The 26,858-nt window shown below is 67.9% G+C and carries 32 protein-coding genes; 14 read left to right on the plus strand and 18 right to left on the minus strand.

What is annotated here, in order from left to right; translation table 11 throughout:
* Positions 1-2: 2 nt before the first annotated feature.
* The 4 genes from PJ250_RS07350 (at position 3) to PJ250_RS07365 (ending at position 2,392) form a co-directional block, all read left to right on the plus strand.
* Positions 3-677, plus strand: coding sequence for an energy transducer TonB (locus tag PJ250_RS07350; RefSeq protein WP_271647930.1), 675 nt, complete (start codon positions 3-5; stop codon positions 675-677).
* A gap of 70 nt (positions 678-747) precedes the next feature.
* Positions 748-1,503: a TonB-system energizer ExbB gene (gene exbB, locus PJ250_RS07355; RefSeq protein ID WP_271647931.1), complete on the plus strand. Its 756-nt coding sequence runs from the start codon at positions 748-750 to the stop codon at positions 1,501-1,503.
* A 43-nt stretch (positions 1,504-1,546) separates the two neighbouring features.
* Complete coding sequence (locus PJ250_RS07360) at positions 1,547-1,978, plus strand: ExbD/TolR family protein (RefSeq protein WP_271647932.1); 432 nt, start codon at positions 1,547-1,549, stop codon at positions 1,976-1,978.
* 3 nt (positions 1,979-1,981) lie between these two features.
* Entirely contained in the window at positions 1,982-2,392 is a 411-nt protein-coding gene (locus PJ250_RS07365; RefSeq protein WP_271647933.1) for an ExbD/TolR family protein, read from the plus strand.
* A 270-nt stretch (positions 2,393-2,662) separates the two neighbouring features.
* Here PJ250_RS07365 and PJ250_RS07370 read toward each other — a convergent pair whose 3' ends face one another.
* From PJ250_RS07370 to cls, 3 genes are all read right to left on the minus strand, one after another.
* On the minus strand, positions 2,663-3,445 hold the full coding sequence (locus tag PJ250_RS07370; protein WP_271647934.1) for a pyridoxine 5'-phosphate synthase: 783 nt from the start codon (positions 3,443-3,445) through the stop codon (positions 2,663-2,665).
* Positions 3,435-3,683, minus strand: coding sequence for a hypothetical protein (locus PJ250_RS07375; protein ID WP_271647935.1), 249 nt, complete (start codon positions 3,681-3,683; stop codon positions 3,435-3,437). Before PJ250_RS07375 ends, PJ250_RS07370 begins: the two co-directional genes overlap by 11 nt.
* 96 nt (positions 3,684-3,779) lie before the next feature.
* Positions 3,780-5,234 (minus strand): cardiolipin synthase, encoded by a 1,455-nt coding sequence (gene cls, locus PJ250_RS07380; RefSeq protein WP_271647936.1) that lies wholly within the window; start codon positions 5,232-5,234, stop codon positions 3,780-3,782.
* A 67-nt stretch (positions 5,235-5,301) separates the two neighbouring features.
* Here cls and PJ250_RS07385 point away from each other — a divergent pair, with 67 nt between their 5' ends.
* Positions 5,302-6,378 (plus strand): PA0069 family radical SAM protein, encoded by a 1,077-nt coding sequence (locus PJ250_RS07385; protein ID WP_271647937.1) that lies wholly within the window; start codon positions 5,302-5,304, stop codon positions 6,376-6,378.
* 124 nt (positions 6,379-6,502) lie between these two features.
* Here the strand turns inward: PJ250_RS07385 and PJ250_RS07390 are convergent, their stop codons facing one another.
* Complete coding sequence (locus PJ250_RS07390) at positions 6,503-6,865, minus strand: BON domain-containing protein (RefSeq protein ID WP_333909508.1); 363 nt, start codon at positions 6,863-6,865, stop codon at positions 6,503-6,505.
* Positions 6,866-6,978: 113 nt separating this feature from the next.
* On the minus strand, positions 6,979-7,809 hold the full coding sequence (locus tag PJ250_RS07395; protein ID WP_271647938.1) for a dimethylarginine dimethylaminohydrolase family protein: 831 nt from the start codon (positions 7,807-7,809) through the stop codon (positions 6,979-6,981).
* Between the two features lie 154 nt (positions 7,810-7,963).
* Here PJ250_RS07395 and PJ250_RS07400 point away from each other — a divergent pair, with 154 nt between their 5' ends.
* On the plus strand, positions 7,964-8,392 hold the full coding sequence (locus tag PJ250_RS07400) for an Lrp/AsnC family transcriptional regulator (protein WP_271647939.1): 429 nt from the start codon (positions 7,964-7,966) through the stop codon (positions 8,390-8,392).
* A 3-nt stretch (positions 8,393-8,395) separates the two neighbouring features.
* Here the strand turns inward: PJ250_RS07400 and PJ250_RS07405 are convergent, their stop codons facing one another.
* From PJ250_RS07405 to PJ250_RS07435, 7 genes are all read right to left on the minus strand, one after another.
* Entirely contained in the window at positions 8,396-8,659 is a 264-nt protein-coding gene (locus tag PJ250_RS07405) for a hypothetical protein (protein ID WP_271647940.1), read from the minus strand.
* Positions 8,660-8,784: 125 nt separating this feature from the next.
* Entirely contained in the window at positions 8,785-8,979 is a 195-nt protein-coding gene (locus tag PJ250_RS07410; protein WP_271647941.1) for a hypothetical protein, read from the minus strand.
* 37 nt (positions 8,980-9,016) lie between these two features.
* Complete coding sequence (locus tag PJ250_RS07415; RefSeq protein WP_271647942.1) at positions 9,017-10,615, minus strand: hypothetical protein; 1,599 nt, start codon at positions 10,613-10,615, stop codon at positions 9,017-9,019.
* An 8-nt stretch (positions 10,616-10,623) separates the two neighbouring features.
* A complete protein-coding gene (locus PJ250_RS07420; RefSeq protein ID WP_271647943.1) occupies positions 10,624-11,544 on the minus strand; it encodes an ABC transporter ATP-binding protein in 921 nt (306 codons plus the stop codon).
* Between the two features lie 2 nt (positions 11,545-11,546).
* Positions 11,547-11,936 (minus strand): GntR family transcriptional regulator, encoded by a 390-nt coding sequence (locus PJ250_RS07425; protein ID WP_271647944.1) that lies wholly within the window; start codon positions 11,934-11,936, stop codon positions 11,547-11,549.
* 56 nt (positions 11,937-11,992) lie between these two features.
* Positions 11,993-12,271, minus strand: coding sequence for a hypothetical protein (locus tag PJ250_RS07430; protein WP_271647945.1), 279 nt, complete (start codon positions 12,269-12,271; stop codon positions 11,993-11,995).
* A 19-nt stretch (positions 12,272-12,290) separates the two neighbouring features.
* Positions 12,291-12,992 (minus strand): 2OG-Fe(II) oxygenase, encoded by a 702-nt coding sequence (locus tag PJ250_RS07435; protein WP_271647946.1) that lies wholly within the window; start codon positions 12,990-12,992, stop codon positions 12,291-12,293.
* Positions 12,993-13,040: 48 nt separating this feature from the next.
* Here PJ250_RS07435 and PJ250_RS07440 point away from each other — a divergent pair, with 48 nt between their 5' ends.
* Positions 13,041-13,439 (plus strand): hypothetical protein, encoded by a 399-nt coding sequence (locus PJ250_RS07440; protein WP_271647947.1) that lies wholly within the window; start codon positions 13,041-13,043, stop codon positions 13,437-13,439.
* Between the two features lie 141 nt (positions 13,440-13,580).
* Here the strand turns inward: PJ250_RS07440 and PJ250_RS07445 are convergent, their stop codons facing one another.
* The 3 genes from PJ250_RS07445 to PJ250_RS07455 form a co-directional block, all read right to left on the minus strand.
* A complete protein-coding gene (locus PJ250_RS07445) occupies positions 13,581-14,582 on the minus strand; it encodes a class 1 fructose-bisphosphatase (RefSeq protein ID WP_271647948.1) in 1,002 nt (333 codons plus the stop codon).
* Between the two features lie 85 nt (positions 14,583-14,667).
* Positions 14,668-15,309, minus strand: coding sequence for a response regulator (locus tag PJ250_RS07450; protein WP_271647949.1), 642 nt, complete (start codon positions 15,307-15,309; stop codon positions 14,668-14,670).
* Entirely contained in the window at positions 15,306-16,427 is a 1,122-nt protein-coding gene (locus PJ250_RS07455) for a sensor histidine kinase (protein ID WP_271647950.1), read from the minus strand. The genes PJ250_RS07450 and PJ250_RS07455 overlap by 4 nt, the downstream gene beginning before the upstream one ends.
* Positions 16,428-16,671: 244 nt before the next feature.
* Here PJ250_RS07455 and PJ250_RS07460 point away from each other — a divergent pair, with 244 nt between their 5' ends.
* The 5 genes from PJ250_RS07460 (at position 16,672) to dld (ending at position 21,500) form a co-directional block, all read left to right on the plus strand.
* Entirely contained in the window at positions 16,672-17,199 is a 528-nt protein-coding gene (locus PJ250_RS07460) for a rhomboid family intramembrane serine protease (RefSeq protein ID WP_271647951.1), read from the plus strand.
* A complete protein-coding gene (locus PJ250_RS07465; RefSeq protein WP_271647952.1) occupies positions 17,196-17,771 on the plus strand; it encodes a methyltransferase family protein in 576 nt (191 codons plus the stop codon). The genes PJ250_RS07460 and PJ250_RS07465 overlap by 4 nt, the downstream gene beginning before the upstream one ends.
* An 83-nt stretch (positions 17,772-17,854) precedes the next feature.
* Positions 17,855-18,646: a transcriptional regulator LldR gene (lldR, locus tag PJ250_RS07470; protein WP_271647953.1), complete on the plus strand. Its 792-nt coding sequence runs from the start codon at positions 17,855-17,857 to the stop codon at positions 18,644-18,646.
* Positions 18,643-19,785 carry an FMN-dependent L-lactate dehydrogenase LldD gene (lldD, locus tag PJ250_RS07475; protein WP_271647954.1) on the plus strand — a complete coding sequence of 381 codons (1,143 nt, stop codon included), beginning with the start codon at positions 18,643-18,645 and terminating at the stop codon, positions 19,783-19,785. Before lldR ends, lldD begins: the two co-directional genes overlap by 4 nt.
* Positions 19,782-21,500 carry a D-lactate dehydrogenase gene (gene dld, locus PJ250_RS07480; protein ID WP_271647955.1) on the plus strand — a complete coding sequence of 573 codons (1,719 nt, stop codon included), beginning with the start codon at positions 19,782-19,784 and terminating at the stop codon, positions 21,498-21,500. Before lldD ends, dld begins: the two co-directional genes overlap by 4 nt.
* 99 nt (positions 21,501-21,599) lie before the next feature.
* Here the strand turns inward: dld and PJ250_RS07485 are convergent, their stop codons facing one another.
* Positions 21,600-22,802: an amino acid aminotransferase gene (locus PJ250_RS07485; protein WP_271647956.1), complete on the minus strand. Its 1,203-nt coding sequence runs from the start codon at positions 22,800-22,802 to the stop codon at positions 21,600-21,602.
* A gap of 248 nt (positions 22,803-23,050) precedes the next feature.
* Here PJ250_RS07485 and PJ250_RS07490 point away from each other — a divergent pair, with 248 nt between their 5' ends.
* Together PJ250_RS07490 and PJ250_RS07495 are read left to right on the plus strand one after the other, a co-directional pair.
* Positions 23,051-23,353: a YciI-like protein gene (locus PJ250_RS07490; RefSeq protein WP_271647957.1), complete on the plus strand. Its 303-nt coding sequence runs from the start codon at positions 23,051-23,053 to the stop codon at positions 23,351-23,353.
* An 11-nt stretch (positions 23,354-23,364) separates the two neighbouring features.
* The gene (locus tag PJ250_RS07495) at positions 23,365-23,568 is read left to right on the plus strand and encodes a hypothetical protein (RefSeq protein ID WP_271647958.1); all 204 of its coding nucleotides are present in this window, start codon (positions 23,365-23,367) and stop codon (positions 23,566-23,568) included.
* A gap of 665 nt (positions 23,569-24,233) precedes the next feature.
* Here PJ250_RS07495 and PJ250_RS07500 read toward each other — a convergent pair.
* Together PJ250_RS07500 and PJ250_RS07505 are read right to left on the minus strand one after the other, a co-directional pair.
* Complete coding sequence (locus PJ250_RS07500; RefSeq protein ID WP_271647959.1) at positions 24,234-24,605, minus strand: DUF779 domain-containing protein; 372 nt, start codon at positions 24,603-24,605, stop codon at positions 24,234-24,236.
* A 34-nt stretch (positions 24,606-24,639) separates the two neighbouring features.
* A complete protein-coding gene (locus tag PJ250_RS07505) occupies positions 24,640-26,787 on the minus strand; it encodes a TonB-dependent receptor family protein (protein ID WP_271647960.1) in 2,148 nt (715 codons plus the stop codon).
* Positions 26,788-26,858: the final 71 nt, after the last annotated feature.

Consider the following 26,858-nt stretch of genomic DNA (forward strand, 5'->3'; position numbering starts at 1 on the left):
GCATGGCTGAACAATTTGTCATTAATCGCTACAGAGAGCAGGAGGCCCCGTCCGGGCTGAACTGGTCCCGCATCATCGGCATGGCCTTCGTCATCGCCCTGCACGTTGCGGTGTTCCTGCTGCTGTTGATCCCCGCCGTCGCGCCGCCGGCGCAGCAGGAGGAGGAGCAGAAGATGCTGGTACAGATCGTCGATCCGCCGCCGCCTCCCCCGCCGCCGCCGCCGCCGCCGCCGAAGCAGGAAACCCCGCCGCCGCCGGTCAAGGAACTGTCGCCGCCGAAGCCGACCCCGGTTCCGCCGCCGCCGGAAGCACCGCCGGTGGAAGTGCCCGATCCGCGTCCGGTCGATACCTATACCCCCCCGGCCCCGCCCGCCCCGCCTGCTCCGTCCCCGGACATCGGCGCCAGCGTGGACATCTCCTCGAAGAACATGAATCCGCCGCGCTATCCGCCGTCGGCTGCGCGTTCGGGCATCGAGGGGACGGTGATCCTGATCATCGACGTGGATGCCAATGGCAACGTCACCAACGTCTCGGTCGAGAAGTCCAGTCGCAACCGCGATCTCGACCGTGCCGCGATGGAAGCAGCACGCAAGTGGCGCTTCAACCCCGGGACTTCCGGTGGCTCGAAAGTCGCAGGGCGCGTCCGCGTGCCGGTCGACTTCAGCATGGGCCGCTGATCCCGAACCGTTTCACCAAAACAAGCGTCACCTAACCTAATCCACCAAATTTCCAACAAAGGTAAGCGTCATGCTGCAGGAAACTCTGATCGTTGCCGCCGCGGGGGGTAACAACGCCGCCGCAGCCCTGAACCAGATGGGCTTCTCCCACCTCATCGGTGAGATGACTTCCAACCCTGGCGCCTTCGTGGTGTCGTGGGTCGTGCTGCTGGCCCTGATCTTCATGTCGGCCGGCTCCTGGTACTGGACCATCGTGAACATCATCAAGGCCGTGCGTCTGCGTTCGCAGGCCGACCGCGTGACCACCGCGTTCTGGGAAACCAGCAACGCCCAGGACGCCATCCGCATCATGGAAGAGCAGCCGCGCAACGAGCCGTTCTCCAAGATCGCGCTGGACGCCGCCCAGGCCGCCGCCCACCACCAGCGTGCCGAAGGCACCGGCACCGGCGAAGCCCTGAGCCGTTCGGAGTTCGTCGACCGCGCCCTGCGTCAGGCCGTGACCCGTGAGAGCACCAAGATCCAGAGCGGCATGATCTGGCTGGCCACCGTGGGTGCGACCGCGCCGTTCGTGGGTCTGCTGGGTACCGTGTGGGGCATCTACGGCGCGCTGATCCGCATCGGTGCCACCGGCAACGCCGGCATCGACGCGGTGGCCGGCCCGGTGGGTGAGGCGCTGATCATGACCGCCATCGGTCTGTTCGTCGCGATCCCGGCCGTGTTCGCCTACAACTTCTTCAGCAAGATCAACGCCAGCACCATCGCCAAGTTCGATACGTTCGCGCATGACCTGCACGACTTCTTCGCCACCGGCGCCCGCGTGCGCTGATCCGGCGTAGAACCGAACTTTACGATACGCATCCGGAGGCCATATGGCATTCAGTAGCGGGGGCGGCAGTGGCGGCCCCATGGTAGACATCAACGTGACGCCCCTCGTGGACGTGATGCTGGTGCTGCTGATCATCTTCATCATCACCACGCCGCTGATGCAGCAGAAGGTCAAGGTCCAGTTGCCCGAGACGACCTATCTGCCGAACCAGGATGATCTGGCCAAGCGCGCACCGCCGGTCAACATCGCGGTGCTCGAGGACGGCTCGATCTACTGGAACGACGAGCCGGTGACCAAGGATGTGCTCGAGTCGCGCTTCTCCTCGGCGGCCCAGCAGACGCCACAGCCGTCGATCAACCTGCGTGGCGACAAGACCACCAAGATGTCCACGATCAACGAGATCACCCGCATCGCCCAGAGCCAGGGCATGCTGGACGTCGGGTTCGTGTCCACGAAGCCGAAGAAGGGGGGCTGAGCCATGGCCTTCAGTAGTGGAAGTGGCAAGGGCGCCATGGCGGAGATCAACGTCACCCCGTTGATCGACGTCATGCTGGTGCTCTTGATCATCTTCATCGTGACCGCACCGATCATGACTTATCCGATCGACGTGGCCCTGCCCCAGCGGTCGCAAACGCCACCGCCGACGACAGACCCGCCGCCGCCGATCGACCTGCGGATCGATGCGTCCAACACGGTGTATTGGAACAACAGCCCGGTCGCCGTCAGTGCGTTGCAGAGCATGATGGAGAACGAGGTCCAGAAGGACCCGACCAATCAGCCGCAGTTGCGCATCGACGCCAACCCGGACTCGCAGTACCAGACCATGGCCCAGGTGCTTGCCGCGGCCAAGAACGCGAACATGCTCAAGATCGGTTTCATGCAGCAGTAACCGCTCGGCGCATTGTGTTCACGAAAACGCCACCCGCGAGGGTGGCGTTTTTGTTGATGCGCGACGGACGGCAAGCGCCACGTGGAACGTGCGCTTTACGCCGGCGTCGGACGACCAGGACCAGGCGATACGCGGAGAACACTCCGGTCCTCACCGATCAGTCGGCCTTGGTGGACATTGGGTCGCGCGGCCCAGGTTTGAGGGGCAAACACGCCGCGAGCGCCATCCCGAGGGGGCTCCAGCCACAGCCCGGCGATGCCTTCATTAACCTCAGGCAGCGGCGCGGACCGACTGGGCGATGATGGCCAGATAGCGCTGGATCGTGATCTCCAGACCCTCATAGAGCGCCTCGCCGATCAGCGCATGCCCAATCGACACCTCCCTGACGGCCGGCAGGGCGCTCAGGAAAGGCCCCAGGTTGTCCTGGCTGAGGTCGTGGCCGGCATTGACCGCCAGCCCGAGCGCGGTTGCCTCCGTGATCGTGGCCTGGCAGGCCGCCAAGGCTTGCTCGGGCGCGCCGGCGGCCCATTGCGCAGCGTAGGGCCCGGTGTAGAGCTCGATGCGGTCCGCGCCCATCTGCGCCGCGCGTGCGAGTCCGACACACCCGGCATCGACAAACAGGCTGACGCGGCAGCCGAGCGCCTTGAAGCCTGCGATCAGCTCGGCCAGCGCGCTGGTGTCGGCGGTGAAATCGAAACCGTGGTCCGAGGTCAGCTGTCCATCCGCATCGGGCACCAGGGTGACCTGGGCCGGCCTGACCTGTTCGCACAGGGGGAGCAACCCGGGATATCCGGCCCTTGGTGGCGCGAACGGATTGCCCTCGACATTGAACTCGACCTGGAACTGGTTGGTCAGCGCCGACAACGCCACCACGTCCTCGGCGGTGATGTGCCGGCGATCGGGACGCGGATGCACGGTGATGCCCTGCGCGCCCGCGGACAGGCAGGTGCGCGCGGCGCGCAGCACGTCCGGTTCGCCCTCTCCGCGCGAATTGCGCAGGACCGCGATCTTGTTGACGTTGACGCTCAGGGCCGCGCCGGGCTCAGACACCATCACGCGACTCTCCGCTCAGCGGGTCAGTGCCGCCGGCCTGCTGCGCGGCGCGGCGTGCCTCGGCCTGTTGGCGCAGCCGGTGGAGTTCCACCGGGTCGACCATGCGCCGGCCGCCGTCGCCCTGGTTGCCCACCAGGGCCGAATACCACCCCATCGCCCAGGCCAGCAGCAGGCCCAGCGCCGCCAGCAACGCCACGACCATCAGGGCCATCGAGGTCGTGCGCAGGGCCACAGCCATGGCCCCGAACGAAAGCAGAAGGAAGAGCCAGTACATGGAGCCGGTCCGCATGGGAGACGCCGCCGATTCTACCCATCCCGGCACGCGGCGCGAGGCTTAGAGGAAGGGCGAACCCAGCCGGGCGAGCGCCTCGGGCAGGCGGTTGCGCCAGAGCGAGCGGTTGCGCTCGTTGTGGACCTTGGACGCGCGCTCGAACTCGCCTTCCAGCAGCTCCGACAGCCGTGCGTTGAACGCCGGCTCGCGGAACAGCAGGGCGACTTCGAAGTTCAGCCGGAAGCTGCGGTGGTCGAAGTTGGCGCTGCCAAGGATGGCCAGGTTGTCGTCACAGATCAGCGCCTTGGTGTGCAGCATGCGCGGGCTGTACTCGTAGACCTTGACCTTGGCGGCGAGCAACTCGTCGAAGTAGGAGCGCGCGGCGAAGGTGACCAGCCTGGAGTCGCTCTGCTTGGGGACGAGCAGGCGCACGTCCAGCCCGGCCAGCGCCGCGGAGGTGAGCGCCATCGTGGCGGCCTCGCCGGGGACGAAATACGGCGTGACCAGCCAGACCCGCTCCTTGGCCTCGTGGATCGCCGAGACCTGCACGCGGTGGATGGCTTCCCAGTCCGAGTCGGGACCGGAGACGAGCACCTGGACGGCAATATCGCCCACCGGTGCGTCGGCTGCCGGCGCCCACAGCACCGTGCCCCTGAAGTGGTCCCGCCCGTGCCCGGTGGCGTAGATCCAGTCTTCCACGAACACCTGCTGCAGGCCGCGCACGATCTCGCCTTCCAGCCGCAGGTGCAGGTCACGGTAGGCATTGGGATTGAGCCGCTCGTTCTCTTCGTCGGTGATGTTGATGCCACCGGCGAAGGCGACGGTGCCATCGATGACCGCGATCTTGCGGTGGGTGCGCAGGTTCACCCAGGGTCGGGTGAAGGGGCGGAACTGGGTGGGATGGAACCAGGCGTGCTCGGCACCGGCGTCCAGCAGCGGTGCGAGGAAGCGCTTGTTGACCTTGCTGGCGCCGACGGCATCCAGCAGCAGGCGCACGTGCACGCCCGCCCTGGCGCGCTCGATCAGTGCGTCGCGGATGCGCGTGCCGGTGCGGTCGCGCTCGAAGATGTAGTACTCCAGGTGGATGTGGTTGCGCGCCTGGCCAATCGCCTCGACCAGCGCGTCGTAGGTCGCCGCCCCATCGATCAGCAGGTCCGCGCGCGTGGCCGAGGAAGGCGGCAAGCCGGTCACGGCCTGGCCCAGCAGGGACAGCTCGGTGCAGACCTCGTTGGGCGGGCAGATTGCCTCGTGTGCATCCATGCCATCGCGCGAGCGGTTGCGGCGCAGGCGTTGGCGCTTGATCTTCTGCGGGCCCAGCAGGAAGTAGATCAGAAAGCCCAGATAGGGCAGCGCGGCCAGCGACAGAACCCAGCTCAGGGTGGCGACCGGTTCGCGCTTTTGCAGGATGATCCAGCCGCCCAGCACCAACAGATAGGCCAGCCAGGCCGTGGTGAGGTAGGTCTTGAGGTGCGGGATATCCGCGATGTCGTGCCACAGGGTGGCGAGCAGGGCGAGCATGTCCGGATTCTAGGGGGAGCCGGGTGACATCGCATGGCGTGAGACCACCGCCGATTACCCTGGCGCGATGGGCGAGGCGATCAAAGGGCGCGGTTCGACCGGCTGGCTGCCGGGACGATTCGCCGTGACCACCAACGAGGCCAGCGACGATGGCTGGCACGACCGCGACCAGGAGGGCGAGCCCGACCTGCTGCCACGCACCCGGGTCACCGAGGAACGGGCGCGCAGCATCATCAGCCGCAACCGCTCGCCGGACATTCCCTTCTCCCAGTCGGTCAATCCGTATCGCGGGTGCGAGCATGGCTGCAGCTACTGCTTCGCGCGCCCCACGCACAGCTATCTGGACCTGTCGCCGGGGCTGGACTTCGAGACCCGGCTGTTCGCCAAGACCAACGGCCCCGAGCTGCTGCGGGCCGAACTGGCCCACCCGCGCTACCAGGTCAGCCCGATCTCGCTGGGCATCAATACCGATGCCTATCAGCCGCTGGAGCGGCGCCTGCAGCTCACGCGCCGCCTGATTGAAGTCTTCGCCGAAACCCGGCACCCGTTCACCGTAATCACCAAGAACGCGCTGGTGACCCGCGACCTGGATCTGCTGGCACCACTGGCGGCCGACAACCTGGTGCACGTGGCGTTCTCAATAACTTCCCTGGACAACCAGCTCTCGTCCAGGCTCGAACCACGCGCCTCGGCACCACATGCGCGGCTGAAAGCCATGCAGGCCCTGAGCGAGGCGGGCGTGCCGGTGGGCGTGATGTTCGCCCCGGCCATCCCCTGGGTGAACGATGCGCACCTGGAAGCGGTGCTGGAAGCCGCGTCCCAGGCAGGTGCGCGTTCGGCCGGTTACGTGCTGCTGCGCCTGCCGCACGAGGTCTCGCCGCTGTTCCGGGACTGGCTGGAGACCCACCTCCCGGATCGCGCCGCGCACGTGATGAGCACGGTGCGGCAGCTGCGCGGAGGCAAGGACTACGACAGCGCTTTCGGTAGCCGCATGCGCGGGCAGGGCGTCTATGCGGACTTGCTGGAACGCCGCTTCGCCCTGGCCCACAAGCGCTTTGGCTATGACCGCGCGCGCTGGCCGGCGCTGGATTGCAGCAAGTTTCTTGCGCCGAAGACGCCTTCCCCGCAGGGGGATTTGTTCTAGTCCGAGCGGGAGCTACCACCACAACAGCGATGAGACGTGCAGTAGGCCAGTTGCCGCCACGTCGGTTTCCATAACGAAAACGGCGCCACCAGGGCGCCGTTCCGCATGCAACACCAAGAAGGTGTTACATGTCCTTCTTGCCGACCATCAGCTTGCCGGCCTCGACCTTCTTGACGCCCTCGATGCCCTTGGCCTCGGTAATCGCGCGGTCCTTCTGGTCCTTGGTGGCCACGTGACCGCTCAGCCAGACCACGCCGTTCTTGGTCTCCACCGAAATGTCGGTGCCCGGGGTCTTGCCGCTGGCGAGCAGATCGGCCTTGACCTTGGTGGTGATCCAGGTGTCGGTGCCTGGTTGGCTGGAGTCGGCCGCGTGCTCATGGCTCATCTTGTCGTGGTCCATGTTGCCGTGCTCCTGCGCCAGCAACGGCGCGGACAGGCCCAGGGTCAACAGGGCGGACAGGACGAGCGGAGTGTGGTTCCTTTTCATGATGCGCTCCTTGGGATGCGCGATTGGGTGAGGCCATCCTGCCGATCGGGCGGTTCACCAGCTGTGTCCGGAAACGGTTGCGGTTCGTCGCACCGTTTGAACACGCCCGGCACTCAGGTCAGTCCGGGCTCGTCCAGGCGCAGGGTCAGGCACTTGGCCGAGCCGCCCGCCTTGAGGAACTCGTCCAACGGCGTCTCGCGCACGCGATACCCATGCGCGGCCAACGCCTCGCGCAGGGCGGGCGTGGCGCGATTGAGGATCACCACGTTGTCCAGGTTGACCGCATTGCAGGCGAAGGCCAGCGCGTCTTCCTCGGACACGGCGATGCGCTGGTCCTCGGGCACGCGCGCGGCGATGGCCGCCTGCGCGGCTTCGTCGAACGCCGCCGGGAAGTACAGCAGCTGACCGCCGGCGAGCGGGCACAGGCAGGTGTCCAGGTGATAGAAGCGCGGGTCGACCAGGCGCAGCGGCACCACTTCGATGCCCAGGCGCGCCTGCAGTGCGATGGCCGCGCGCGCATCACTGCGATGGCCGTATCCGAACCACAGCCGTGGCGCGGCGCGGTCCAGCAACGCGTCCCCCGCACCCTCGAACTCGATCCCGTCCAGTAGATCCACCGCGAAGCGCTGCTCGGAGAACCACTGGGTGAAGTGGGATTCCTCGCCGGCGCGCTCGGCGTGGCGGAATCGGCTGGGCACGGCCAGGTCGCGATAGACCAGCCCCGCGTTGGCGGTGAACACCATGTCCGGCAGGCCGGCCACGTGCGGGATCAGTTCCACCTCGGCCGCGTCGGCCACCAGCGCATGCAGGTCGTCCCACTGGCGCTGGGCGCGGGCCCGATCGGCCTGGTCGCGTTGGCCGGTCATCCAGGGGTTGATGTCGTAGTCCACCGAAAAGTGGGTGGGCGGGCACATCAGCACGCGGGGGCGGGGCGAAGTCGACATGGTCAGGACGTCTCGTGTTTGGCGTTATGCCATCCTAGGCCGCGCGGAAATCAGTCTGAACCACGCAGATCGCCAGTTTTTCGCGAGATTCTGTCAATCTGGTGACAGGCAACTCCCGGATCGAAAGAACCACCGCCATTGGCAGGACATTCGCATGACCGACGCCCTCGACACCCTGGACCAGGATCTCATCGCCTTGTTACGCGCCGACAGCCGCACCCCGGCGGCGCTGCTGGCCAAGCAGCTCAAGGTCTCGCGCGGCACCGTGCAGAACCGCATCACCCGCCTGCAGCGCAGCGGTGTGCTGCTGGGCTTTACCGTCAAATTGGCCAGCGAAGGGTTGCGCGGCGTGCGCGCCATCACCCAGATCGAGGTGCGCGGCGGCGCGACCGACAAGGTGGTAGCCGCGCTGCGGCGCCTGCCGGAGGTGGTCAGTGTCTACTCCACCAACGGCCGCTGGGACCTGGTGGTGGAAGTGCGCACCGAGGACCTGCTCGGCTTCGACCAGGCGCTGCGCCGCCTGCGCGACATCGAAGGCATCGCCGCCTCGGAAACCAGCCTGCTGTTGGCCGAACAGCGCTGAGGTTCAGCGGCGCGCGTGGCGTCGCAGGCGGGCGAGCCGGCGCGCCTTGTGCCCGGCCATCCACACCAGCTGGCGCCGGGCGCGGACTTGGCCGACGCACAGCCAGGCCACCAGGCCGGCGAAATAGAGAGACCTGCCCAAACCAAGTCCAAAGACATGCCACAGCGCGAAGCCGACCACGCTGGCGCCCAGACTGAGCCAGGCCAAGGGCGAGCGCCGCAGCTGATGCTGGAGCGCCTCCTGCTTCATCTCCACGACCAGGGGCATGGGAATCCGCAGGCGCGCGACCAGTTGCCAGACCAGGCTACGTCGCCTCGTTGAAAGACCGTTGGCACACAGGCGTGGGGAAGGAGCAGGGGAGAGATCCACATCAAGTTCTCCGGGAAACCGCTTCAAGAGGCCACGGAGGTGCTGCGTCCACGCAGACCGCGGGCCGACAGTGGCAGCAGCAGCAAGCCTGCCGCACCACAGGCCAACAGCAGCCAGTCGCGCGCATCCAGCTGGCTGTGGGCCAGACCGATAGCGCTTAGCGCCAACACGGCTAGCGCGAACAGTAAAACGAGCATGGCAAGTGATCGGGCAAGCATGGGATCTTCCTTGTGAGGTGTTGAGGTAGCGAGTGGGTCAGACGGCGCGGCGCAACAGGCGCAGGCCAAGTCCGATCAGCACCACGCCGGTGACGCCCAGCGCGGACATGAGCAACTGGCGTGCGTCGAAGCCGGCGTAGAGCGTCGCGTCGCCATGCTGCTGGACGCCGACCAACATCACGGTGGCCAGCAGTAGGCCGCCGCTGCCGATGAGTGTCGGCGCCTGCCAAGTGTCGCCATCGGCCAGGGTCGGGCGGCGGGCGATCCAAGGCTGTGAGCGGTGGTCGATGCGGCGGCGTAGGCGGCCAAGTGCCACACCGGCGGCGACCAGCATCATGGTCCAGCCCACCAGCGTAGCCGAGGTCGGAACGCGGGAGCCCATGATCGAAGCATTGGCGACCAGTAGCGCGATCGCTTCCACGCACATCAACAGTCCCAGCACCATGCCGTGCATCCCACCGCGCGCCACGCACCACAGGGCGACGCAGGCGTTGACCAGCACGCTCGCCAGGCCGGTGCCCAGCAGGACTGAGTAGTACGCCAGGGGCGCATTGCTCAGCATGCCGTAGCCGGCCATGATCGCGGTGGTGATCGACGTGCTGGCGACCATGCGGGTGAGCAGCAGCGAAACCAATGCCCGGCCACGTTCTGATGCGGCTGGCAGTCCCGGCAACAGCGCCAGATCGTGCAGGCCCAGCTCAGGCTTGCGGAACAGCGTCCACAGGCGCATCAGCGCGTGCACCGCCACGGAGGCCACGATGAAGGCCGGGAAGAACAGCGACACCCGGTCCGCCCGGGAATCGTCGCCATGGCTGGACAGCCACCACATCGCCGGCAGGATCAGCAGCCACAGATGGCCCTGCAGCAACGCCGTCAGCGTCGGGGTGCCCAGGCCCGGGCCCAGGCTCACGCCGAGGGCGGCCCGGGCGCGCCCGGTGTCGGGCAGCGTGAGGGCGGGCGGCACGTTGCCGCCAAACCAGCGCTGGGTCTGCTGCTGGCGCATCTGTTCCAACGAAAAGGCACCCGTATTGGTCTGCAGGGCGATGGCGATGGGCCGCCGCCATTGCGTGGTAGGCGCTCCGTGGCGAAACAGCGGCCACCAGCACGCGGTGATCGAGGCCAGCAGCAGGCACGGCAGCCACACCGTGTTGCTGGAGGCACCAAAGCTGATCGCGAACGATATTCCGGCGATTTCCAACACGCGCGGGACCAGGGCAACGGCGGGCAGCAACACCATCACCACCGGCGGCAGACTGGTGACCAGTATCGTGCCCAGCGCGACCACGCTCAGGATCCACACGTTGGACAGCACCGGCGCCTGATCCAGCCACGTAAACAGCAGGGCCGGAAGCACGGCCGTGACCACCCAACTGGGCAACAGCAACCGTGCCAGCGTGCTCCAGACTTTGGGCAGGCGCATTCGGTGCATCTGCCAGGCCGCGCCCAGCAGATGGCCGCTCATCAGCAGCCACCACAGGCCAATGCCGCCGCCTGCGAGGACCAGGCGCAAGATGTGGGCCTTGTCCGGGTCAAGAGGAACCAGCGCCGCGCCGATCATCAGAACCAGCCACAGCCCATGCACCAGCCACGTGCCCGCATGGCGGTTGAACACCACCGTGGCCGGCAGGGACAACATGCGCGCGCTCATCCTGCCACCTCCACGAACAGGTCCTCCAAGCCCAAGTGCACGCTGCGCACGCCGGGTAGCGCGGCCAGCTGGGCGGGCGTGTGACCATCGTCGATGAGCACCAGCTGCAGCGCGCCGCCAGGCTGGGGACGGCGTGAGAGTTCGCCGGGCAGGGCTTTGGGCAGCTGGGCGGCGACCTCGGTCGGCAGGTGCAGACGGCTGACGGTCTCCTTCGCCGCGTCCAGCTCGGTGTGTAGCAGCAGCGCGCCTTCATGCAAAAAGGCCACGTGCGAGGCCACGCGCTCCAGGTCCGAGACGATATGCGTGGAGAACAGTACCGTGCCGCCTTCCTCGCCGGCCTGCGTGGCAATCTCACGCAGCAGCTGGCGGCGTGCGACCGGGTCCAACGCTGCGGCTGGCTCGTCCAGTACCAGCAGGGCCGGGCGCGGGGCCAGGGCGCGGACGATGGCCAGGCGCTGGGCTTCACCCGGTGAGAGCTTGGCCAGCACCTTGTCCGGGCGGACGTCCCAGCGCGCCAGCAGCGCCTCGGCGTGAGCCTGGTCCCAGCCGGTGTAGAGCTGGGACAGGAAGCGCATCAGCTGGCGCGGCGTCATCCACTGGAAGGCCAGCGGCTGCTGCGGCACATAGCCCAGCCGCTGCTTGGCCGCATCGTCCATGCGCAGCGCCGGCTGGCCGAACACCAGGGCCTGCCCGGCGTCGGGTTCGTCCAGGCCCAGCAGCAGGTTGAGCAGGGTGCTCTTGCCCGCGCCGTTGCGGCCGATCAGGCCCAGCACCGTGCCCGACTCCAGCTGCAGCGAGACCTCGCGCAGCACCTCCTGGCGACCGTAGCGCTTGGACAGGCCCTGTGCGCACAGCGGCATGGTCGTGGCGGCGGGCAGGGCGTGGGCGAGGTGCAGCGATCCAGCGGCGGTGTTCATGCTCAGGTCTCCTCATCGAGCAAGGCGGCAAGCCGGGCGAGCACCTGCTCGGCCGGCAATTCCAGTTGGCGGGCGTGGTCGGCCACGGTGCGCAGAGCCGGGTCCAGCAGGTCCAGGCGCGCGGCCAGGCTGCCGGCGGCGCGGGACTGTTCGGCTACGGCCATGCCCTTGCCGCGCTGGCGCACCAACACGCCTTCGCCTTCCAGCAGGCTGTAGGCCTTGGACACGGTCATCGGGTTGATGGCGTGGACTGCAGCGACCTCGCGCACCGAGGGTAGGGTGTCGCCAGGGCGCAGCTGGCCGGCGCTGGCCAGACGCTGCACCTGCTCGACGATCTGCCGGTAGATCGGCACAGCCGAGGTGGGTTGGATCGAAAGAAGATCTGCGTCCATGTGTATCAATACTCTAATACACTTGGTATAACGTCAAGCGGGCGGCGAATCGCGCATTAACCGAAGGTGGGGACCTGAGACAGCCACGCGGCGGCGAAGGCCAACAGCAGGTGCAGCGCGAACAGCCCGTAGGCGACTCCCCGGCGCGTCCAGCCATCGCGGCGCCAAGCGATGGCCAGGCCGCTGGCGAGCAGGCCGATGCCCAGCGCCGGTACCAGCAGCCAAGGTTCGAACCAAGGTGGCTGCTGGCGAGGGGTCAGCGGAATCACGAACAGCGCCAGGGCGGCCAGCCGGAGCGCCTGGGCGCTTGCGAAACGTCTGCCGGCTTCATCCATGAAGCGCTCCAGTGGAAGCTCAGTTGGTGCCGTAGAGCTTTTCGGCGGGCTGGAACAGCGCCCAGCTGGTGGCGATGTACTTGTCGCCCCCCTGCGGCCGGTTGCCGCGATGGGTATGGGTGAAGGCGGCCGGGGCGATCAACAGGCTGCCAGTGCGCGGGACGACCTTGCGCTGCTGGTGGAAGAACTCGGTCTCCCCGGCCTCGAACCCGTCGTTGAGATACACCGTCCACAGCAGGTGGCGATGCAGGGTCTCGGCGTGGCGGTCCTTGGGATACAGCTCGCAATGCCAGTACGGATAACCGCCTTCGCCCGCGCGATAGCGCTGCAGGTTGATCCGGCCCGGACGCAGCACGGCCATGAGCAGTTCGGACAGGGTGGCATCGTCCAGGTCCAGCACGTCCTCGTATTCGATGCGCCGCGGTGTCCCGCCCGGCGGGGCGTGCTGCAGCATCACCGGCGCGATCAGGCTGAAGGGGTAGCGCCGCAGGTAGTCCAGCAGGCCGCGGAACACCGCCTGGTTGAGCGCCTGTTCGACATCGCCCCAGCCATGCTGGCCGCTGATGCTGATGTCGCTGCTGCGCTTGAGGTCGGGATGGTGGCCACCGCCGACCAAACCCGGATGCTCCTGGCCGCTGGCCTCGAAGCGCTCGACGATCGCCCGGCAAACCTCGGCTGGCACCGCCTGGTGATAGACCTCGATGAAATCGGACTGCGTCATCGCCCCTACGATAGCAGCGTGCCGACGCCGCGCTGATCGCTTGTGTCGATGCCCTCCATTGAGGCCCTGCATGGTGCGCTGCAACTGCTCGCGGGTGATTGGCTCGGTCCGGAGATCGCGCGCCCGCAGGCAGACGTGCGATGTGATGCACGCTGGGCGCCGCGAACCTGCCATGGAATGGAAGGCCTGATGTCGTCGAACCAGAAAAGGGCCCTCGACGTTGCCGTTCCGCCAGGACAGATGAGCAGGATCGAGCAGACGAAACCTTCCCTGGCCCAACAGGTCGGCGCGGGACTGGCCCGCCGGACGTCTTCCAAGGCGTCGGAGCGTGGCAGCAGCCTCGAGCCGGCTGATGCGGCGGCCTCGCGCACGTCACTGTCTGGCTGCATGCCGGACAACCGCGTGGAGGGTCAGCTGCAACCGGCTGCGCGCGGCTGGGGGAGGTAACGCCGGTCCAGCGGCTTGGGCACTGGTCGCGTTCGGAACGCTGCTCGACCTGACCATGCCCGCACCGCCGGTCGTGGGTCACACGGCGGCTACGTTGCGGCGCCTGGGCCGGGCGCCGCCCGACCCAGACAGCAAGGGCCTTCAGCCCTGCGCGTGGTAGCGCTCGGCGGCCTCGACTTCCTCGCGCGAGCCGATGAATACCGGCACGCGCTGGTGCAGCTGGTCCGGCTGGATGTCCAGGATGCGTTCGCGGCCCGTGCTGGCCAAGCCGCCGGCCTGCTCGACCAGCATGCCCATCGGGTTGGCCTCGTACATCAGGCGTAGCTTGCCCGCCTTGGACGCGTCCTTGGCATCCCACGGATAGATGAAGATGCCGCCGCGGGTCAGGATGCGGTGCACGTCGGCCACCATCGAGGCGATCCAGCGCATGTTGAAGTCCTTGCCGCGCGGGCCGTCCGTCCCGGCCAGCAGGTCGCCCACGTAAGCCTGCATCTGCGGCTCCCAGTGGCGCTGGTTGGACATGTTGAGGGCGAATTCCTTGGTCGCCGGCGGCACCTGCATGTCGCGCTGGGTCAGCACGAAAAGACCCTGCTCGCGGTCCAGGGTGAAGGCATGGGTGCCATGGCCGGTGGTCAGCACCAGCATGGTCTGCGGCCCGTAGATGCAGTAGCCGGCAGCGACCTGCTCACGGCCGGGCTGCAGGAAGTCCTCGTCCTTGGGCTCGGTGCAATCGTCCGGGCAGCGCAGGACCGAGAAGATCGTGCCGACCGAGACGTTGACGTCGATGTTGGAGCTGCCATCCAGGGGATCGAACAGCAGCAGGAAGTGGCCCTTGGGGAATTCGTCCGGCACCGGCTGGCAGTGGTCCATCTCCTCCGAGGCGCAGGCGGCCAGATGGCCGCCCCAGGCATTGGCTTCCAGCAGGATCTCGTTGCTGATCACGTCCAGCTTCTTCTGCGCCTCGCCCTGTACGTTGCCGGTGCCGGCTTCGCCCAGCACGCCACCCAGCGCCCCCTTGCCCACCGCGATGGAGATGGTGGTGCAGGCGCGCACGACCACCGAAATGAGCTGGCGCAGCTCGGCGCTGATGCGCCCGGCGCGTTGTTCTTCGACCAGGTAGCGGGTGAGGGTGACTGGCTGCATCGTGGACGGGGCCTCTGACGACGTGGGGGGCCCGCATTGTCGCCGCATTCGTGTGACCGTGGCGGTGTGTCCCGTGCCAACCCCGTCAGATCACCCGCAGGGTGATCGCCTTGAGCACGGCGCGGGTGCGGTCGCGGGTGCCGAGCTTGTCCAGAATGTTGGAGACGTAGTTCTTCACCGTGCCCTCGGCCAGGAACAGCGTGCGCGCGATCTCCTTGTTGGAATAACCACCGGCCAGCAGGCGCAGGATGGCGACCTCGCGCGGGTTGAAGGCATCGGCCGGGGCGTGCTGCTCGTGGTACTGGTAGCGTGCACGCACCGGGTCGGTGCTGACCGGCTGCAGCAGGGTCTGGCCGCCGGCCACCTGGACGATGGCTTCGCGCAGGTCTTCGGGCGCGGCATCCTTGAGCAGGAAGCCCTGCGCCCCGGCCTGGGTGGCGCGCAGCAGCAGTTCGCTGTCGTCGAAGGTGGTCAGCAGCATGAGCGGCGTGCTGTTGCCGGCCGCGCGCAGCCGTACCAGGGCCTCGATGCCATCCACGCCGGGCATGCGGATGTCGCTGAGGATCACGTCCACCGGCGTGTCGGCCAGGCGCGCGATCAGGTCGGCGCCGTCGCTGGCCTCGAAGGCCACGACGATCCCCTGCTGTTCCAGCAAGGCACGCAGACCGGCGCGGACCAGCGCCTGGTCGTCGGCCAGGGCGACGGTGATGGCAGGGGTCTGGTTCATGCGGGCATCCTGGCGGTCAGGCGCAGCGCGCCGGTCGGGGTGTGGTCCAGCTGCAGGGTGCCGTGCGCGGCGGCGATGCGCTCGCGCATGCCCGCCAGGCCGTTGCCCTCGCGCAGGCGGATCGCGCGCTGGCCATTGTCCTCGATGCACAGGAGCAGGGCGTTGCCGTCGCGGCGCAGCTGCACGTGCAGGGTGTCGGCTTCGGTATGGCGCGCGGTATTGGTCAGCGCTTCCTGCACCACCCGCAGCAGCGTCTCGGCCAGGGCCGGATCGGACACGGTGACCTCCGGGGCGATGTCCAGCGCCAGGGCCGGGCGCGGCAATGGTGCTGCCAGGGCACGCAGTGCCGTTTCCAGGTCCAGCCCCCCGGTATCACGCAAGGCCTGGACCACGTTGCGGATGTCATCGAGCAGTTCGGCCGAGAGCTGCTGGGCGATGCGTACCTCGCTGCGTCCAGCCAGTACCGGGTCGCCGGCCAGCGCACGCAGGTTGAGCTTCATCGCGGTGAGCTTGTGCCCAGCCACGTCGTGCAGCTCGCGCGCCACGCGCAGGCGCTCGGCATCGCGCGCACTGTCGGCCAGCAGGGCGCGGGTGGCCAGCAGGTCGGCGTTGACCAGGGCCAGGGTGTCGCGGGCTTGACTGGCGCTGATGGCGTAGTGAACGCACAGCGCGGCAAACACCTGGAAGCTGGCATTGATCAGCACCACGGTCAGCGGATTGCCAAAGCCCGCGTGGCGCAGGATCAGGTAAAAGCCGACGTTGGCCGCCACCGCAGCGGGCAGCAGGGCGCGGCGCGGCCAGCGCCCCATCGCCACGGCGATCCAGATCACCAGCAGGACCGGCGCCACGCCCGGCCGCGGGTCCACCGCGATCAAGGCCAGGGCCAGGAGCGGCATGGGCACGCTGGCGGCCCACATCAGGCGGCCACGCGTGCAGCTCTGCGGTAGCGCGTTGACTAGCACGAACAGCGCGCCGAAGGCCGCGAGCAAGACCCATCCCATCGCACGTGACGCAGCGGTGTCCAGATACCGGATCACCAGCGCCACCGCGCCCAGCGCGAAATAGCCGGCAAGCGACAGCGGTTCCAGCAAGCGGCGCACGACTTCGTTTTCGTTCATCGCCAGGATGCTGAGGCCGCCCGTCGCCCTTCTGCAATGGGTGCACGGCAAGAGGTGACTTCTGGCAGGTGATGGCGATGACTTCCGACCATGATGACGGACAGCTCGGGGGAGCATGCTGGCCTCGAACCTCAGCAGGTAGGTCATCATGCATTCGCCAGATTTCGCGAGAACTTCTCGGTTCCTCCGGACACTGTTGGTTCGCGCGCCGTGTACGACCGTGACACTGGCCCTGATCTGGTCGATGTTCATCGTCGAACTGGTGTTTCATGCGCCGGAACACCAGGATGTCTTGCTGCGCCTGGGCGCGCTGCCAGGCGCCGGTATCACGCTGACACAATCCTGGCGTCTGCTGGCCCACGCCCTGTTGCATGCAGGCTGGTGGCATATCGCGCTCAACACCGCTCTGCTGCTGATCGCTGGGCCACCGCTGGAGCAATGGCTGGGCCGAGGGGCGTGGATTGTCACGGTGATGTTGGGAGCAGTTCTCGGCGGTGTCGCGACACTGTTGGCGCAGCATGGTGCTGGCTCGGTCAGTGTGGGCGCTTCGGGTGCCTTCTTTGCTCTCCTGTTCGCAGCGTGTTTGCTCAGTGGTACCCGCAATGCGTCGTTCGGCTTGCGGCGTCGGCTCTGGATCACCTTGACCATTGGCTTGGCGTATTCGTTCATGCCCGGGGTTGGTCTGGCCGCACACCTGGATGGCATGGCGGTTGGAGCGGCCGTGACCCGGGCCCGGCCTGCGCATCGCCGATTCAAGGAGGAAACTGTATGAGGTTCGACCTGCCCCAGCTCTTGTTCTGGATCGCCTGCGCCATCTGGTGGGCGATGGAGATGCTCCTCAGCCATCGCCTGCGCAGCCAGGACGATCCGACCCGGGACGCCGGCACGCTGCGTCTGCTGTGGACGGTGCTGTATGCGGCCATCGCCGTGGCGGTTGTGCTGGCCATGCAGGGCATCGGCCGCTGGCCGCCCGGTGCGCGTGTGCCGCTGCTGTGGGCCGGCACGGCGCTGGTCGTGGTCGGCCTGGGCTTCCGCCTGTGGGCGATCCGGGTGCTGGGGCGCCGGTTCACCGTGGACGTGGGCATCCAGCCCGGCCATCAGCTGATCACCGCCGGGCCGTACCGCTGGCTGCGGCATCCGTCCTACACCGGCGCGCTGGCCTGCTTCTATGGGCTGGGCGTGGGGCTGGGCAGCTGGGCGTCGCTGGCGGTGATCGGGGTGGCCGTGACTGCGGCCTTCGCCCGGCGCATGCAGGTGGAGGAGGCGGTGCTGGCGTCGGCCTTCGGCACGGAGTGGCAGGCCCACGCGCGAGGCACCTGGCGGGTCTTTCCCGGACTGTGGTGACGCGCAGCCAATTGGTCATACCAATAAGCGCGCGATACGGTGACGGGTAGCGGAGAGGCCGCATCAAGCGCTTTAATAGGGGCATGCACGCAAAAATTGGTCAGACCAAACAACAGGGCGCACGGGCCTCGGACCGGGCCGCCGCGCAGCTGCAGGCGCTGATCGCGCGGCGTGGCCTGCAACCGGGCGACCGCCTGCCGGCCGAGCGCACGCTGGCACTGGAGCTGTCGGTCTCGCGCCCGGCCCTGCGCGAAGGCATTGCGCGCCTGGCCAGCCAGGGGCTGCTGGTCAGCCGGGGCGGCGGTGGCACCTTCGTCCAGGCACCGGCGGCGGAGCGGGGCATGGGCGCTACGCTGGCGCCTTACCTGCCGCTGTTCCAGGACGATCCGGAATACCGCTTCGACGTGCTGGAAATCCGCCACGCGCTGGAAGGGGCAACCGCCTGGCATGCGGCCCAGCGCGCCACCGACGCCGACCGCGCGCGCATCGTCGCGGCCTTCGAAGCGATGCTGGCTGCGCACGGTCACGACGATCCGGCAGGCGAGGCCCGCGCCGACGCGGCCTTCCACCTGTCCATCGCCGAGGCCTCGCACAACTTGGTCCTGCTGCAGGTCATGCGCGGGCTGTTCGAGCTGCTGCAGTCCAACATCTCGCAGAATCGCGAAAAGCTTTACACCTCGCCGCGCACCTTCGAACCGCTCTCGGTCCAGCACCGCGAAATGATGGACGCGGTGCTGGCCGGCGACCCCGAGCGTGCGCGCAACGCCGCGCAGGACCACGTGGAGTTCGTCCACGGCTCGCTCAAGTCGCTCGACGAGGACGAGGCGCGCCGCGCCCGGGCCTCGCGCCTCCCTCCGCATCCGGCCCGCCCATGATCATTTCCTCCTCCACCGACTACCGGGCGGCGGCGCAGCGCCTCCTGCCGCCGTTCCTGTTCCACTACATCGACGGCGGCGCCTATGCCGAGCGCACGCTGCAACGCAACGTGGCCGACCTGGCCGACATCGCCCTGCGCCAGCGCGTGCTGCGCGACATGTCCCAGCTGGACCTGTCCACGCGGCTGTTCAACGAGACGCTCGCCCTGCCGGTGGCGTTGGCACCGGTCGGGCTGACGGGCATGTACGCGCGCCGCGGCGAAGTCCAGGCCGCGCAGGCGGCCGCGCGCAGGGGCGTGCCGTTCACCCTGTCCACCGTGTCGGTGTGCCCGATCGAGGAAGTCGCGCCGACGCTGGACCGGCCGATGTGGTTCCAGCTCTACGTGCTGCGCGATCGCGGCTTCATGAAGCACGCCCTGGAGCGCGCCCAGGCCGCCGGGGTGGAGACGCTGGTGTTCACCGTGGACATGCCGGTGCCCGGCGCGCGCTACCGCGACATGCACTCGGGCATGAGTGGGCCGAACGCGGCCATGCGCCGCTACTGGCAATCGGTGACGCATCCGCGCTGGGCCTGGGACGTGGGCTTGCACGGGCGTCCGCACGACCTGGGCAATGTCTCGCGCTACCTGGGCAAGCCGACCGGGCTGGAGGACTACATCGGCTGGCTGGGCAACAACTTCGATCCGTCGATCTCGTGGAAGGACCTGGAGTGGATCCGGGCATTCTGGAAGGGCCCGATGCTCATCAAGGGCATCCTGGATGCGGACGATGCACGCGATGCGGTGCGCTTCGGCGCCGACGGCATCGTGGTCTCCAACCACGGCGGGCGCCAGCTCGACGGCGTGCTCTCCAGCGCCCGCGCGTTGCCGGCGATCGCCGATGCGGTGAAGGGCGAGATCACCCTGCTGGCCGATTCGGGCATCCGCAACGGTCTGGACGTGGTGCGCATGATCGCCCTGGGCGCCGATGCGGTGCTGCTGGGGCGCGCCTGGGTCTACGCGTTGGCTGCAGCGGGCGGGGCCGGTGTGGAACATCTGCTGGGCCTGATCGAGAAGGAGATGCGCGTGGCCATGACCCTGACCGGTGCCCGCACCATCGCCGAGATCAGCGCCGATTCGCTGGTGCGGGAAGGCCTGTGAGCGCGGCCGTGTCCCCGGCGGGCGACGCACTGCTGCAGACCCTGCGCGGCATCGTCGGCGCCGCGCACGTGCTGACCGACGACCGGCGCACGCGGCGTTTCCGCAAGGGACAGCGCTTTGGTGAAGGGCCGGTGCTGGCGGTGGTCCAGCCCGGCTCGCTGCTGGAGCAGTGGCGCGTGCTGGAGGCGGCGGTGGCCGCCGATGTCATCGTCATCATGCAGGCGGCCAACACCGGCCTGACCGGGGGCTCCACGCCCGACGGCGACGACTACGACCGCCAGGTGTTGCTGATCAGCACCCTGCGCCTGACCGGCGTGCAGGTGATCAACGACGGTGCCCAGGTGGTGTGCCTGCCCGGCGCCACGCTGGACCGGCTGGAGCAGGCCCTGGCGCCGCTGGGGCGCGAGCCGCACTCGGTGATCGGCTCCTCCTGTATCGGCGCCTCGGTCCTGGGCGGGGTGTGCAACAACTCCGGCGGTGCCCTGGTGCGTCGCGGCCCGGCCTACACCGAGCTGGCCCTGTACGCGCAGGTCGGCGCCGATGGCGTGCTGCGCCTGGTCAACCACCTGGGCATCGCCCTGGGGCAGACCCCCGAGGAAATCCTGCCGCGCCTGCAGGCCGGGCAATACACGTCGGAGGACATCGTCAACGACCCGGCCAGGGCGGCCTCGGACCACACCTACGCCGCGCACGTGCGCGATGTGGATGCCGCCACGCCGGCGCGCTTCAACGCCGATCCGGCGCGCCTGCACGAGGCGTCCGGCTCGGCCGGCAAGCTGGCCGTGTTCGCCGTGCGCCTGGATACCTTCCCCAAGGAACGGACCGAGGTGTTCTATATCGGCAGCAACGACCCGGACGACCTCACCGCCGTGCGTCGCCACCTGCTCACCGCGCTGCCCTCGCTGCCGGTGGCCGGCGAATACATCCACAAGGACGCCTACGACATCGGCGAGCAGTACGGCAAGGACACCTTCCTGCTGATCGACCGTTTCGGCACCGCGCGCGTGCCCAGGGCCTTTGCCCTGAAGAGCCGCGTGGATGCCTTCTTCGAGGGCCTGGGCCTGCGCGGGGTCACCGACCATGTGCTGCAGGCGCTGACCCGGCTGCTGCCGAGCCATCTGCCCAGGCGCATGACCGCGTTTCGCGCGCGTTTCGAGCATCACCTGCTGCTGCGCGTGGCGGTGGACAGCGCGCAGGCCACGCGCGACTTCCTGCAGCGGCACTTCGACGCGCGCGAGGGCGACTGGTTCCACTGCGATGCCGAGGAGGGCCGCAAGGCGTTCTTGCACCGCTTCGCCATCGCCGGGGCCGCGATCCGTTACCGCGATGTGCATCGATCAACGGTGGAGGACATCGTGGCCCTGGACATCGCCCTGCGTCGCGACGAGCGCCGGTGGCAGGAGCACCTGCCCGAGGCGCTGGAATCACAGATCATCGCCAAGCTCTATTACGGGCACTTCTTCTGCCACGTGTTCCACCAGGACTACATCGTGCGCAAGGGCGCCGACCCGCTGACCATCGAGCACGCCATGTGGACGCTGCTGGACGCGCGTGGCGCCGAATACCCGGCCGAGCACAACGTCGGCCACCTCTACCGCGCCAAGCCGGCGCTGTCCGGGTTCTACCGCCAGCTGGACCCGACCAACCAGTTCAATCCCGGCATCGGGCAGACGCCCAAGGCCAAGCACTGGGGGCGGTGCGCGCACGAGCCCTGAGCGTGCGCGCTGGCCAGGCGCCAAACAAAAACCCCGCCATCGCTGGCGGGGTTTTTGCTGTGGGCCAGCCCGCATCCCGAAGGATGCCGGCGAGCCGATTCAGTCCTTGACGACCGCGGCGATCGCGGCGGCCACGCGGTCCAGGTTGCCCTGGTTGAGCGCGGCCACGCAGATCCGGCCCGAGCCCACCGCGTAGATGGCGTGCTCCTCGCGCAGGCGGTCGACCTGGGCCTTGGTCAGGCCGGAGTAGCTGAACATGCCGGCCTGCTGGCTGATGAAACTGAAGTCACCGGCGCCGGCTTCGGCCAGCTTCTGCACCAGGCCCGCACGCAGGGCGTGGATGCGCTCGCGCATGGCGGTCAGTTCCAGCTCCCACTCGCCGCGCAGCGCCGGGTCGGTCAACACGCCGGCCACCAGAGCCGCACCGTGGTTGGACGGGCTGGAGTAGATGGTGCGGATGATGCGCTTGACGTGCGACTGCACGGCCTTGGCCTGGTCGGCGGTGGCCGCCACGATGGACAGCGCGCCCACGCGCTCGCCGTAGAGCGAGAACGACTTGGAGTAGGAGCTGGCGACCACGAAATCGGTGATCCCGGCCTCGACCACGACCTGGATGGCCGCGGCGTCCTCGGCGATGCCCTTGTCGAAGCCCTGGTAGGCCATGTCGATGAAGGGGAACAGGTCGCCGGCCTTGAGCACCTGGGCCACTTCCTTCCACTGCTCGACGGTCAGGTCCGCGCCGGTGGGGTTGTGGCAGCAGGCGTGCAGCAGGACCACGGTCTTGGGCTTGAGCGCCTTGAGGTCGGCCAGCATGCCGGCGAAGTCCACCCCGTGGGTGGCCGCATCGAAGTAGGTGTATTCGCCGACCTCGTAGCCGGCGGCTTCGAACACGGCGCGGTGGTTCTCCCACGACGGCTTGCTCAGCGCCAGGGTGGCGTGCGGCAGCAGCTTGCGCAGGGTTTCCGCGCCGACGCGCAGCGCGCCGCTGCCGCCGACGGTCTGGGTGGTGGCCACGCGGCCATCCTTGAGCAGCGGCGAGTCCTTGCCGAACAGCAGTTCGCGGGTGGCCTGGGTGTAGGCCGGCAGGCCGTCGATCGGCAGGTAGCCGCGCGGCTTGCCCTCGCGCGCCAGGGCGTCCTCGACCTTGGCCACGGCCTTGAGCAGCGGGATGCGGCCGGATTCGTCGTAGTAGATGCCCACGCCCAGGTTGACCTTGCCCGGGCGGGTGTCGTGGTTGTAGGCCTCGGTCAGGCCCAGGATGGGATCGCCCGGGACCTGTTCAACGGATGCGAAAGAAGACACGGCGTGACTCGATATGGCGGGAGGAAGGGGCCGCGCACTGGTGCGCGCGTTTCGCATCGCCAGCAGCGGTCGCCACCGGTGCGCGAAAGGGCGCCAATCGTAACAGGCCGATGCCGCCCGGACCGGCCAACGGCGCGGGTTTTGTCCCACTTTTGAATGGTTGCAGGCGACAACGTTCAGTCGGGCGCGCGATTGCCGGCGGGCCGGCGCGGGACCACACTGGGCCGCCTGCCGCGCTGGAGCCGTCCATGCATTTCCTGCTGCTGTACCAAACCGCCCCCGACTACCTGCAGCGGCGCCCGTTGCATCGCGCCGCCCACCTGGCTTATGCCCAGGCTGCGGTCGCGCGTGGCGAACTGGTGCTGGGCGGCGCGGTCGGCGATCCACCGGAGTCGGCGCTGCTGTTGTTCCAGGGCGAAGACGACAGCGCCGCACGTCGGTTTGCGGAAGGCGATCCCTATGTGGTCGAGGGCGTTGTCACCGGCTGGACGGTGAAGCCGTGGACCACGGTGGTCGGCCCCGACGCGGCCCATCGCGTGTCGCTGGACTGAAGGCGCGCGCGATGGACACCGCGAACCTGGTGTGGGGGATGCTGTTCGGTGCGATCGGCAGTGGCTACCTGATCTATGGCGTGCGCCAGCGGGCACTGGTGCCGGCGCTGGTCGGGGTGTTGCTGGGGCTGTTCACCTGGTTTGTGGACAGTGCGTGGTTGACGGTGGTGATGGGGGTGGGGTTGATGGCGGTGCCGTATTTCGTGCGGTTTTGATTTTCTGTTGCAGTCGTTTTTCTTTTTGAAGCAATGGCACGCGCTTGCAGCGCGCTCGGTGCAAGGCTTTCGCGCCTAAAGTCACCAAAACCGCGACTCGCCGGACACTCGCCGCCGCTGTGCGGCGGTCCCCTGCGCTTCTCGAAGAAGACGGCACGTCGCCCAAACTCGCTTCGCTCAAACAGGGCGACTCTTCGGCCGTCTTCCTCCGCGATGCTCGGCTCGCTTTACGGCTCAGACAGGGAAAGCTGCCAGCAACAGCAACAGCAACAGCAACAGCAACAGCAACAGCAATAGCAATAGCAATAGCAATAGCAACGCTCATCGCATTGCGGTTATTACTACGTAAGAGAGGAATCAAAGCCGCTGCTCTGGCTTTGCGTTGTGGCTTTCAAATCCCCGTAAGGCACGGCGAAGCGGCGAGGACAAGACCCGCAGGGCGCCGCACAAGGATGTGCGGCGTTTTTGGATGGGACAGGATGTCCCATCCAAAAATCCCTCGTCGCGTAGCGGACCCGCGAAGCGGGCGTGCCGCCCGGGGCGTGCTTTCTTTGCCTACTCTTCTTTGCACGAGCAAAGAAAGTAGGTCGGGCCGCGAAGCGGCACGAAAGCTCTTGCTTGAGAAAGTCGTGCGGTCTCGCAGACAACAGACAGCAGAGGCGGACCTAAACCTTCCCCTCCAACTTCAGCGCCGCAAACTCCTCGTCGGTGAACAGCCGCGAGCGCACCAGGAAGCGCACCCCCTCGCCATTCTCCAACGAGAACATCCCCCCACGTCCCTCGACCACGTCGATGATCAGCTGGGTGTGCTTCCAATACTCGAACTGCGAAGCGCTGATGTAGAACGCCGCCCCACCGATCTCCCCTAACTGCACGTCGCGGTCGCCGACGATGAAGTCGTCGGTCGGGAAGCACATCGGCGAGGAGCCATCACAGCAGCCGCCGGACTGGTGGAACAGGACCGGTCCGTGGCGTCCGCGCAGCTTGTCTATCAGCTGCAGGGTAGGGATGGTGGCGATGACCTGACGGGTGTCCATGGTGATCTCCTCGCGGATGTGGTGCAGATGGGCTTCAGCCGTTGTCGCCGCCCCAGGTCCAGCGGGCGCCGACCATCACTCCGCGCCCGGTGCCGGGCTCGTAATAGCGACCGTTGCCTTCATTGACGATGACCGAGCCGATGTAGTCCTGGTCCAGCAGGTTGTCCACGCGGACAAAGCCATCCAGCGCGCCGCTGGCGAACCGCCAGCGATAACCGGCCTGCACGTTGGCCAGGAAGTAGCCCGGCGCCTTGGCACTGCCTTCATCGTTGGCCGTGACATCGCTCACGCCTTCGCCTTCCAGCGAAGCGTTCCAGGCCCCGTGGCGCCAGCCCAGCGTCGCATTGAATTCGTTGCGCGCCGTGCCGGGGATGCGCGTGCCGGCGCCGACCAGCGTGGTCGGGTCGCTGCAGCCGCTGCCGGTGCAGATCGGGAAGCTGTCGCGGAAGGTGGCATCCAGATAGGTATAGGCCACGTCCAGCGACCAGTCCCGGGCCAGCGGCAGGCCGGCGCTCAGCTCCACGCCCTGGCGCCGGGCGTCGCCGACGTTGCGATAGGTGCTGCGGCCGGCCAGGTTGGTCGCCACGGCCAGCTCGTCCTCGGTGTTGGCGCGGAACAGAGCCAGTTCGGCATGCGCACCGGACTGGGCGCGCCACTTGGCGCCCAGCTCATAGTTGCGGCTGATCGAGGGCTCCAGGTCGAAGGCCAGGCCGGCGCCGCCGTCGGCGCGGTAGCCGATCTCGTTGAAGGTCGGCGTCTCAAAACCGCGCCCGGCCGACACATACAGGCGCAGGTCGTCGGTGGCGGCAAAGCTCAATCCGGCCACCGGCGTGGTTTCCGAATAGGTCTTGTTGCCGCTGTCGTCCGGATTGGCGCCGACGATGTACAGATCGTGCGAGTCAAAGCGCACCTGGCTGTGGCGCGCGCCCAGCAGCAGCGACCAGCGCGGGACGAACTCCCAGTAGGCCTGCGCGTACTGGTCGAAGTTCTCCACCGTATCGCGCTCGTTGCGGCGCAGGTCGCCGCGCACGCCCAGCACGTCGCCTACGTAGTTCTCATAGCCGGTGCGATGCTGGCGCTGGCGCTCGAAATTGGTCCCGGCGGTGACTTCCAGCGGGCGGCCGGCCAGCTCGCCCTCGTAGGACCAGCGGCCATCGGCGCCGCCGTAGTCGTTGTCCAGGTCGATCACCGCGCCGTTCTGCTTGGGATTGGCCTGGGCGCCGATCGGAATGGACAGGTACTGCACCACCTTGCGGTTGCCGCCCCAGGCGGTCACGCGCAGCTTCTGATGATCGGTGAGCGGCAGGGTGTACAGCGCGCCGAGCTGGTTCTGCTGGATCGACTTGCGGGTGTCGTATTGCTCGGCCTGCGGGGTGGCCTGGGTGCGGTCCTCGTTGACCTGGTCCTTGGTCAGGCCTAGCGGGTCCTGCGCGCCGGAGAAGAAGCTGTTGCCGACCAGGTCCAGCGTGCCGGCATTCCCCAGGTCGAAGGTGAACCTGGCATTGCCCGAGTTGCGGTCCGCCGCGCTGTGCTCGCGGTAGCCGTCGGTCATGAAGCGCTGCACGGCCACGTTGTAGCCCACCGCGCCGGAGGTGCCCCGCACGCGCGCGCCAGCGGTCCAGCTGTCGTCGCGGCCGTAGGTGGTCTGCACGGTGAGTTCCGGCGCCTGCGTGGGCGCCGCGCTCCACAGCTGGATCACCCCGCCCGAGGAGTTGCCGTACAGCGCCGAGAACGGCCCGCGCAGCACTTCCACGCGCTCGCCGCCGAGCAGGTTGAAGTGCGAGACCTGGCCCTGGCCGTCGGGCATGGTGGCCGGGATGCCGTCCGAATACAGGCGGATGCCGCGCACGCCAAAGGTCGCCCGCGCGCCGGCGCCCCGGATGGAGATCTGCGTGTCCTGCGCGTAGTTCTGGCGGTCGCGGGCCAGCAGGCCGGGCACGCCGCCCAGATAGTCGGAGACATTGACGTCGTTGTGGCCGCCCTGGCCCAGCTCCACGGTGCTGGTCGAGGCCGGCACGTCGAAGGCCGGCACGCGCTCCAGGCGCGTGGTGACCACCACGCGGTCCAACGTCACCGGATCGATGGCGGGGGAATCGGGAGCCTCGGCCGCCAGGGCGGGCAGGCCGGTGAACAGGGCGGCCAGGCAGGCGGCGTGCAGCAGCGTCTTGCGCGGAGAAGTCATGATCGGCGTGTCTTTGCGTTGCGAAAGGGCGGTGTCTCACCGGCTTGCCGCCGGGGCGCGGCGCGGATGGG

This window comes from Pseudoxanthomonas sp. JBR18 (assembly GCF_028198165.1).
Taxonomy (GTDB): Bacteria; Pseudomonadota; Gammaproteobacteria; order Xanthomonadales; family Xanthomonadaceae; genus Pseudoxanthomonas_A.